The sequence below is a fragment of the Arthrobacter sp. SIMBA_036 genome, from assembly GCF_046535135.1.
Taxonomy (GTDB): Bacteria; Actinomycetota; Actinomycetes; order Actinomycetales; family Micrococcaceae; genus Arthrobacter.
The window spans coordinates 1-443 of record NZ_JAWRXG010000048.1; the positions used below are offsets into that span (position 1 = coordinate 1).

At 64.6% G+C, this 443-nt stretch carries 1 pseudogene; it reads right to left on the bottom strand.

Going from position 1 to position 443, the window contains the following annotated elements:
• Positions 1-443: pseudogene (locus SB659_RS19080) on the bottom strand (MmgE/PrpD family protein); the annotation flags it as partial.

Consider the following 443-nt stretch of genomic DNA (forward strand, 5'->3'; position numbering starts at 1 on the left):
GTGATTTCCACCGTGCCGCCGAAGGCTTTCTCGGCGATGTCCAGGGAGTGGTAGCGGCGGGTCCATTCCGGGTCTTCAACCGTGGTGACTTTGTGCCAGAGTTCAACGGTGTCCGGGCGGGTAGCGCGCTCGGGGGCATATGAGTCCACGTGGTGCCACGCGCCGTCCTGCAAAGCGACGGTGAAGATGTACGGGATGGAGTGGTCCAGCGTTTCCCGGGAGGCGGTGGGGGAGTATTTCTGGGGGTCGTTAGCGCCGGAACCGATCACGTAGTGGGTGTGGTGGCTGGTCTTGATCAGCACGGAGGCGACGTTGGCGGGGTCGGTGGTTTCGGGGTGTTCGCGGTGGAGCTTCCGGGCCAGGTCGATCCAGGCCTGGGCCTGGTATTCGGCGGAGTGTTCCTTGGTGTAGGTGTCCAGGATCGCGCGTTTCGCCTCGCCCGG